The organism is Myceligenerans indicum (assembly GCF_016742955.1).
Lineage (GTDB): Bacteria > Actinomycetota > Actinomycetes > Actinomycetales > Cellulomonadaceae > Myceligenerans > Myceligenerans indicum.
This window is the reverse complement of the sequence record NZ_JABBYC010000054.1, coordinates 20,106-28,018: the sequence shown is the minus strand read 5'-3', so window position 1 is coordinate 28,018 and position 7,913 is coordinate 20,106. Positions and strand designations below refer to the sequence as shown.

Sequence of the window (7,913 nt, the reverse complement as noted above, 5' to 3'; positions counted from 1 at the left end):
CCTTATCGTCGGCAGCGTCAGATGTGTATAAGAGACAGGCCCACGCCTTCCCCTCGCCGCCCGGCGACGCGCGCTCGGCTTCACCCTGCCGCTCGCTCCCCGGCCGGGCCAGGTCCCCACCACCCTCGACGTCGGCTCCACGTTCTGGTTCGCGAACGCGGAGCCGGACCGCGTGATGCTCGGCGTCGAGCGGCCCGACCGGCCCCTGGAACCCGGGCACGAGCCGCGTCTCGCGCCCGTGCTGCGCCGGGCGGCCTCACGGTGCGCGCCGGCTCTGTCCGACGCCCCGCTCGCACCCGGCTGGCTCGGCACGCGGACGGAGACCCCCGACGGACTCCCACTGCTGGGCTTCCACGACTCCGGGCTGCTGTACGCAACCGGTTTCAACGGCGCCGCGGCACGCGTCGCGCCCGCGGTGGGCGAGGTGATGCGGGACCTCCTGGAGCAACAGGAGCCGGACATCGACGTATCCCCCTTCGGCATGGAAAGATTCTGGTGACAGCACCGTGCGCCACAAGCGCCGAGGGAAGGATGGGGCATGTCTCAGGAGAAATTCCTTGAGCCCTGGCAGTTGCGGGCGGCGTTCGCCCGCTCCCTGTCAGACATGTACGGAAAGGAGGTGCCCGCCTACACCACGCTCCTGGAGGTCAGCCACGAGGTCAACGCCGACTTCGTCGCCACCCACGGGGCCGACGCCGAACGCCTCGGCTCGATCGACCGCGTGACGGCCGAACGGCACGGCGCGATCCGCGTCGGGACGCCCACCGAGATCTCGCAGGTCGCGCGGATCTTCGGCGCCATGGGGATGCACCCCGTCGGCTTCTACGACCTACGCGACGCCTCGTCGTCGTCCGTCCCCGTGATCTCCACGGCGTTCCGGCCGGTCGAGCGCGACGAGCTGGCCCGCAACCCGTTCCGCGTCTTCACCTCCATGCTGGTGCCCGGCGACCGCCGGTTCTTCACCGCCGACCAGGAACGCCGCCTCGACGAGTTCCTCGGCGCCCGCACCCTGTTCGGCCCGGACCTGCTGCGGCTCGCCGACCGCGCCGAGGCCGAGGGCGGGCTGCCCGCCACGGCGGCCGAGGAGTTCCTGCGCCTGGCCACCGAGGCTTTCGAGCTCTCGCGCGAGCCCGTGGACCAGGCCTGGTACCGCGAGCTGGAGGCCGTGTCGGCCGTCGCCGCGGACATCGGCGGCATCGCCTCCACGCACATCAACCACCTCACCCCGCGCGTGCTGGACATCGACGACCTGTACGCCAGGATGACCGCCCGCGGCATCACGATGATCCCCGCCATCCAGGGCCCACCGGCCTGGGAGGGCCCCGACGTGCTGCTGCGCCAGACCTCCTTCCGCGCCCTCGCGGAGCCCCGCACCTTCCGCACCCCCGACGGCCGGGTGATCGAGGACTCGCTGCGCGTCCGGTTCGGCGAGGTCGAGGCACGCGGCATCGCGCTCACCCGGGAGGGCCGCGCCGCCTACGACACCGCCGTCGCCGAGCTCGACGAACGCGCCGCCGGAGCCACCGAGGCAGAACGCCAGACGATCGGCCGCGAGATCTGGCACCGGACCTTTCCCGTCAGCGAGACGGCGCTCGCCGACCAGGGGCTCGGCTACTTCACCTACGAACTGCTGCCCGACGACGGACGGATCGGTGGCCACGGCAGTCCCGTCGACGACAACGGGCGCGGGGACCATGACCGGCGCGGTGACGGTCCCGGAACTCATGACCGTCCGAGGACGGCGGGCGCATCCGCCGGGACCCGAGCACCCCGCGTCGTCCGCGCCCCCGTCGTGTACGAGGACTTCCTGCCCCGCTCCGCCGCCGGGATCTTCCAGTCCAACCTCACCGAGGAGGGCGCCAAGGACGCCGGCCAGACCGGCGCCGACCGCGACGACGACTGGATGGCCGGCGCCCTGGGCCGTGACCTCGCCGACCCGTTCGAGCTCTATGCTCGACAGGTCGAGCGGTCGCGCCAGACCGCCGCCGCGACGCTCGGCGTCGACCCCGAGACCCTGACCGCTTCCACCACCCCCGGAGGACCCTCATGACCGCCACGACCTCGGCGCAGTCCCTCTCACCCCTGAGCACCGAGCTGCGCGCCGCGGCCCTCGCCGCACTCGAACGCCTCGGTGCCACCGTCCCGGAAGCCGCCGAGGACGCCGGGATCGCCGTGCACTCGCCGCTGTCGGGCGAGCGCATCGCCACGGTGCGGCGCGACGGCGCCGAGGAGACCCGGGCCGCGGTCGGCCAGGCCGCCGAGGCCTTCACCACCTGGCGTTCCGTCCCCGCCCCCGCGCGCGGGCACGTGATCAAGCGGTTCGGGGAACTCCTGGCCGAGCACAAGGCGGACCTCGCCGAGCTCGTCACCATCGAGGCCGGCAAGATCACCAGCGAGGCCCTGGGCGAGGTCCAGGAGATGATCGACATCTGCGACTACGCCCTCGGGCTGTCGCGGTCGATCAGCGGGCGCACCGTCCCCTCCGAGCGCCCCGGCCACCGCCTCATGGAGACCTGGCACCCGCTCGGCGTCGTCGGCGTGATCAGCGCGTTCAACTTCCCCGTGGCCGTCTGGTCGTGGAACACCGCCGTGGCGCTGGTCTGCGGCGACACCGTGGTGTGGAAGCCGAGCGAGAAGACGCTGCTGTCCGCGATCGGGTCCGCGGCGCTGCTGGACCGGGCACTCGTCGAGGCCGGCTACCCGTCCGAGATCTCGCGCCTGGTACTGGGCGAGCTCGAGGCCGGCGAGGCGCTCGTGGCCGACGAGCGGGTCGCGCTGCTGTCCGCCACCGGGTCGGAGCGGATGGGCGCCGCCGTCGCCCCCGTCGTCGCCGGGCGCATGGGCCGCTACCTGCTGGAGCTCGGCGGGAACAACGCCGCCGTGATCACGCCGTCGGCGGACCTGGACCTGACCACGCGCGGCGTCGTCTTCTCCGCGGCCGGCACGGCCGGTCAGCGCTGCACCACGCTGCGCCGTCTCATCGTGCACTCCTCGATCGTGGACGACGTCGTCGCCCGGCTGGTCCGCGCCTACGAGGGCCTGCCCATCGGCGACCCGCGCACGGACGGCACCCTGGTGGGCCCGCTGGTCGACGCCGGGTCGGCCGAGCGGATGGCCCGGTCGCTCGCCGAGGCCCGGGCCGACGGCGGCGAGGTGCTCGTCGGCGGCGGTGAGGTGACCGTGGACGGCGCGCCCGAGGCCACCTACGTGGCGCCCGCGATCGTGCGGATGCCCGCCCAGACCGCCGTCGTGCGGCGCGAGACGTTCGCGCCGGTGCTGTACGTGATGACGTACGACGAGCTGGACGAGGCGATCGCCCTGCACAACGACGTCCCGCAGGGGCTGTCCAGCTCGATCTTCACGCTCGACGCGCGCGAGGCCGAGCGGTTCCTGTCCGAGGCCGGCTCGGACTGCGGCATCGCGAACGTCAACATCGGCACCTCCGGTGCGGAGATCGGCGGCGCGTTCGGCGGCGAGAAGTCCACCGGCGGCGGCCGCGAGTCCGGCTCGGACGCGTGGAAGCAGTACATGCGCCGCGCGACGAACACCATCAACTACTCCACCGAGCTGCCGCTCGCCCAGGGCGTCAACTTCGGCTGAGTCCGCTCCTGCGGCCTGCCGGTGACGACCTGCTCGGGGGCCGCCACATCGCCATCCAGGTCGCCACCGTCGTGCAGAAGCTCCCCGCCACGTACAAGGATGCCCACGAGGGCGTCGACTGGCTGGGAATCTCCCGCATGCGCAATCTCATCGCCCATCACTACGACCGCGTGGACGACCGTCTCGTCTTCTCCGCCCTGGCCTCGCGTATTCCTGAGCTCCTGGACAGTCTCGGGATCAGCGAGACGCCGCGGTAGGGCTCGTCCTCGTCACAGCCACCGCGGCGGGACCGGCATCGCGGCGCCGGTCCCGCCGGGGCGGGTCAGCGCGTCGCGTCCGGCGCCAGCTCCGCCGCGACCAGCGGCAGCAGCCGGTCGTCGAAGCCGAACATCGCCTGGTTCTCCCAGGCGTTGCCCGACGCCGGGTCGGCCGGGTCCCAGCCCGCACCCGCGACGGCCGTCCACGCCGGCTCCCAGTACACGACCCCGAGGCCGCGCCCGCCCGGAGCGGCGGCCACCACGTCCTGCACGGCGCGGAACCAGGCCGCCTGCCCCGCTTCCGTGGCCGGGTACCCCGCCACGAGCTCACCGGGCTGGTCGATGACGTTCTCCCAGGCGGGAGCGTCGTCGTCCAGGGTGAACGGGTAGGAGGCCTCGACCACCATCACGTCCTTGTCGTACCGGGCCGACAGGCCCGAGACCACGCCCTGCAGGTCCGCGAACGAGCCGTGCCAGTAGCCGTAGTAGCTCAGGCCGATGACGTCGAACGGCACGCTCCGTGCCGTGACCTCGTCGAACCACCAGGTCAGCGAGTCCAGACCGTTGTTGATGTTCGTCAGGTGCAGGATCGTGCGCGCCTGGGGGAACACCTCCTTGGCCGCGTCGTGGCCGGCGGTGAGGAAGGCCGCGAGGTTGTCCCACTGCGGCGCGGAGACGCCGTCGTCCGGGTCGACGTCCCACGTCTGGCCGTACGGCCACATCATCCCCGGGTTGATCTCGTTGCCGACCTGCACGTAGTCGACCGTCACGCCCGCGTCGCGAACGGCCGTGAGCACGTCGCGCGTGTGGGTCGCGAGCAGGTCCGCCAGCTGCGCCGGTGACGACCCCTCCCAGGCCGCGGGCGTGCCCTGCGCCCCGGGATCGGTCCAGCGGTCGGAGTAGTGGAAGTCGATCATGACGTCCATCCCCGCGGCCTCGGCCCGCGCCGCGGTCGCGGCCACCTGCGCGGCCGTGTTGTAGCCGTCGGCCGGATCCACCCAGACCTTCAGCCGCGTGAGGTTCATGCCGCGGTCCGCCAGCAGCTCGACGGGGTCCGCGACCGAGCCGTCCGTGTCCCGGTACACCGCCCCGAAGTCCTCGTTCTTCGCCAGGCCCGACAGGTCGCCACCCCGGACGTCCCGCGTGACCTGCCCGCGCTCCAGCGTGACGTCGTCGGCGTTCGCCCACGCCCCGGCCCCACCGTTCGTGGCGACGGACACCGTGCACGTCCCGCCCGTCGAGTAGGCGGAGACGGAGATCCGCACCCAGGTGTCGTCCTGCTCCGTGACGGGCACGGCGGTGGAGTTCGCCTCCGCCGGGCCGTCGCCGCACCAGAGCCACAGCCGCGTCGCGCCGAGGTCCCCACCGGACCTCACCATCGCGCTCGCGGTCCACCAGCCCGTCGGCACCGCGCTCACGTGCTGGCTGGTGGTCACGGAGTACTCGTGGTCCGCCCAGTGCGTCAGCCGCGTGTCCGACGAGGCGCCACCGGCCTCCGTCTTCGCGGCCGCGGTGTCACCCGTGGGTGAGGTCGAGCCCCAGCCCGTCAGCCCCTCCTCGAAGCCGGGGTTGACCAGCGCGATCGCGTTCTGCGCGACGGCAGCGGCCCGCGGGGACCGCTCCGCCGCTGCCGCCGCCGGGAACGCCGCGGCGGCCCCCGCCGACACGGCGAGGGCAAGGGTCATCGCCGGGATCAGTACTCGTCTCTTTCGCATCCGTCCTCCTTGACGTTGCTCTCCCCCGCGCTGTGCGGGAAAGCCTCGGGGCGTTCGCCGGGTCAGCAGGCGATCTGAGACCGTCATCCAGCGCGTGACGGCCGCAGATCGCCTCCTGAACGCCTCTCAGGCCGGGCGCCGAGAGTCGCAGCGCAGCACGCGCACCGCACCCGCCGGGACGACGACGGCTCCGCCGGAGGTCTCGTCACCCGTCAGCAGGTCGGTGACCTGGCCGTCCAGCGGGAGCTTGGCGTCGTCGCCGCCGTGGTTGATCGCGATCGTGTACGTGGCGCCGTCGCCGTGACGGCGGATCAGCTCCAGGTCCTCGGGGATGCCCGACGGCGGCAGCCCGGCGTCGGCGTACACGTCGGCCATGACGGCCGACAGGGTCTCCACGTCGAAGTTCGTGGACACGTACCAGCCGGTGCCGTCCCCGTGCCGGTGCCGCGTCACGGCGGCGCCGCCCGGCTTCGGACCGTCGGCGTAGGTCCCGACGACGTCGGCCCCGGCCAGGGTGAGGTCATCGGCCCAGACGGTGCCGGCCAGCTCCGTGCCGGCCAGCTCCGTGCCGGCCAGCTCCGTGCCGGCCCCGTCGTACATCACGGTCAGGCTCTCGCCCTCACGCAGCGGCAGGAACTCCTCGACGGTCACGCCGAGCGCGTCGCGCAGGGGGGCGAGATACCCGCCCGGGTGGACGGCGTCGTGCTCGTCGACGATCCCGGAGAAGTAGGAGACCAGCAGTGTGCCGCCGCCTGCGACGTAGCGCGTGAGGTTGGCGGCGCCCTCGGCCGTGAGCAGGTACGACGCCGGGGCGACCACGAGCTTGTAGCCGCTCAGGTCGTGCTCGGGCCGGGCGAGGTCGACGGTGTGGCCGTCACGCCAGAGGCGGTCGTAGAAGGCGTCGACCCGTTCCCGGTGCCCGGCGTCCTGGCTGGGACGCCACTCGAGGTCCTGGGCCCAGAAGGACTCGGTGTCCCACAGGAGCGCGACCTCGGCCCGCACCCGCGTCCCGCGCAGCTCGCCCAGGCGGGCGAGGCCGGACCCGAGTTCCACCACCTCGCGCCACACGCGGCTGGCGGTTCCGGCGTGCGGCAGCATCGCCGAGTGGAACTTCTCCGCGCCGGAGCGGGAGGCGCGCCACTGGAAGAACATGATGGCGTCGGCACCACGGCCGAGGTGCGAGAACGAGTTGCGGGCCAGCTCCCCCGGGCGTTTGGCCACGTTGCGCGGCTGCCAGTTGACGGCCGAGGTCGAGTGCTCCAGGAGCAGCCACGGCTTGCCGCCGGCGACCGACCGGGTGAGGTCCGCGGCCAGCGCCAGGCCCACCTGTCCGCGCGGGTCCGCCGCGGTGAGGTAGTGGTCGTTGGAGACCACGTCCACCTCGCGGGCCCAGCGGAACAGGTCGGTGGCGGGGCAGGCCGCCGCCATGAAGTTGGTGGTGATCGGCGCGTGGGAGTGCTCGCGGATCGCGTCGCGCTCGGCGGTGAAGCAGGCCAGCAGGGCGGAGTCGGTGAAGCGGGCGAAGTCGAGGCACTGGGCCGGGTTGAGGGTGGTCGGCGACGCCGCGGGGACCTGGACATGCTCCCAGTCCCCGTAGACCTGCCCCCAGAACGCCGTGCCCCAGGCCGCGTTCAGAGCGTCGAGGGTGCCGTAGCGCTCGCGCAACCAGATGCGCCACGCGCGCCGGGCGTGCACCGAGTAGTCGTCGGAGACGGGCGCGCCGTACTCGTTGTGCACGTGCCACAGCGCGAGCGCGGGATGCCTGCCGTAGCGCTTGGCCAGTTCCGTGGCGATCCTGACGGCCGCCCTGCGGTACTCCGGCGAGCTCGGGGAAACCATGCCGCGCGAGCCCGGGCCCATCGGCACACCGTCCCTCGTGACCACGCGCGCGCCAGGGTAGGTGGCGTAGAACCAGGCAGGGGGCACGGCGGTGGGAGTGCCGAGGTCGACGCGGATCCCGTTCTCGTGCAGCAGGCCGATCACGCGGTCCAGGAGCGTGAAGTCGAACTCGCCCTCCCGTGGCTCCAGGAGCGCCCAGCTGAAGATGCCGATGCTGACGAGATTCACGCCGGCCTCGCGCATGAGGCGGATGTCCTCGTCCCAGACCTCCTCGGGCCACTGCTCCGGGTTGTAGTCGCCCCCGTAGCTGAGGCCGTCGACTCCGGGTAGCCAGTCGGCGAAGGCAGGTCCGACCGGTGGTGTGCTTGCGGGCATTCGTACTCCTAGACACGACGTCGTGTGCGTGGTCTGACTGGTCCGATCCACCGGCAATTGCTGTGCACGGTCCCAGCATTTCGCGGCCCAGTTCACACCACAGAACAGTGATCTGGCAAGCCTGCCT

At 72.6% G+C, this 7,913-nt stretch carries 6 protein-coding genes; 4 read left to right on the top strand and 2 right to left on the bottom strand.

The features are described 5' to 3' along the window. Window positions 1-85 precede the first annotated feature (85 nt). The 4 genes from HGK34_RS19295 to HGK34_RS23335 all read left to right on the top strand — a co-directional run bounded on the left by HGK34_RS19295 (window position 86) and on the right by HGK34_RS23335 (window position 3,857). On the top strand, window positions 86-499 hold the full coding sequence (locus HGK34_RS19295; protein WP_244666952.1) for an NAD(P)/FAD-dependent oxidoreductase: 414 nt from the start codon (window positions 86-88) through the stop codon (window positions 497-499). A 39-nt stretch (window positions 500-538) separates the two neighbouring features. Then, window positions 539-2,050, top strand: coding sequence for a 2-oxoadipate dioxygenase/decarboxylase (hglS, locus tag HGK34_RS19290; protein ID WP_201850447.1), 1,512 nt, complete (start codon window positions 539-541; stop codon window positions 2,048-2,050). Then, window positions 2,047-3,600 (top strand): L-piperidine-6-carboxylate dehydrogenase, encoded by a 1,554-nt coding sequence (gene amaB, locus HGK34_RS19285; protein WP_201850445.1) that lies wholly within the window; start codon window positions 2,047-2,049, stop codon window positions 3,598-3,600. Before hglS ends, amaB begins: the two co-directional genes overlap by 4 nt. A 71-nt stretch (window positions 3,601-3,671) precedes the next feature. Further along, on the top strand, window positions 3,672-3,857 hold the full coding sequence (locus tag HGK34_RS23335) for a HepT-like ribonuclease domain-containing protein (RefSeq protein ID WP_307816107.1): 186 nt from the start codon (window positions 3,672-3,674) through the stop codon (window positions 3,855-3,857). A 65-nt stretch (window positions 3,858-3,922) separates the two neighbouring features. Here HGK34_RS23335 and HGK34_RS19275 read toward each other — a convergent pair whose 3' ends face one another. After that, window positions 3,923-5,572, bottom strand: coding sequence for a glycoside hydrolase family 53 protein (locus HGK34_RS19275; protein ID WP_201850441.1), 1,650 nt, complete (start codon window positions 5,570-5,572; stop codon window positions 3,923-3,925). 126 nt (window positions 5,573-5,698) lie between these two features. Then, the gene (locus tag HGK34_RS19270) at window positions 5,699-7,786 is read right to left on the bottom strand and encodes a beta-galactosidase (RefSeq protein ID WP_201850439.1); all 2,088 of its coding nucleotides are present in this window, start codon (window positions 7,784-7,786) and stop codon (window positions 5,699-5,701) included. Between the last annotated feature and the right edge of the window lie 127 nt (window positions 7,787-7,913).

Coding starts and splice junctions, on each gene's coding strand:
- hglS (WP_201850447.1), top strand. CDS start 539: ATGTCTCAGGAGAAATTCCTTGAGCCCTGGCAGTTGCGGGCGGCGTTC.
- amaB (WP_201850445.1), top strand. CDS start 2,047: ATGACCGCCACGACCTCGGCGCAGTCCCTCTCACCCCTGAGCACCGAG.
- HGK34_RS19275 (WP_201850441.1), bottom strand. CDS start 5,572: ATGCGAAAGAGACGAGTACTGATCCCGGCGATGACCCTTGCCCTCGCC.
- HGK34_RS19270 (WP_201850439.1), bottom strand. CDS start 7,786: ATGCCCGCAAGCACACCACCGGTCGGACCTGCCTTCGCCGACTGGCTA.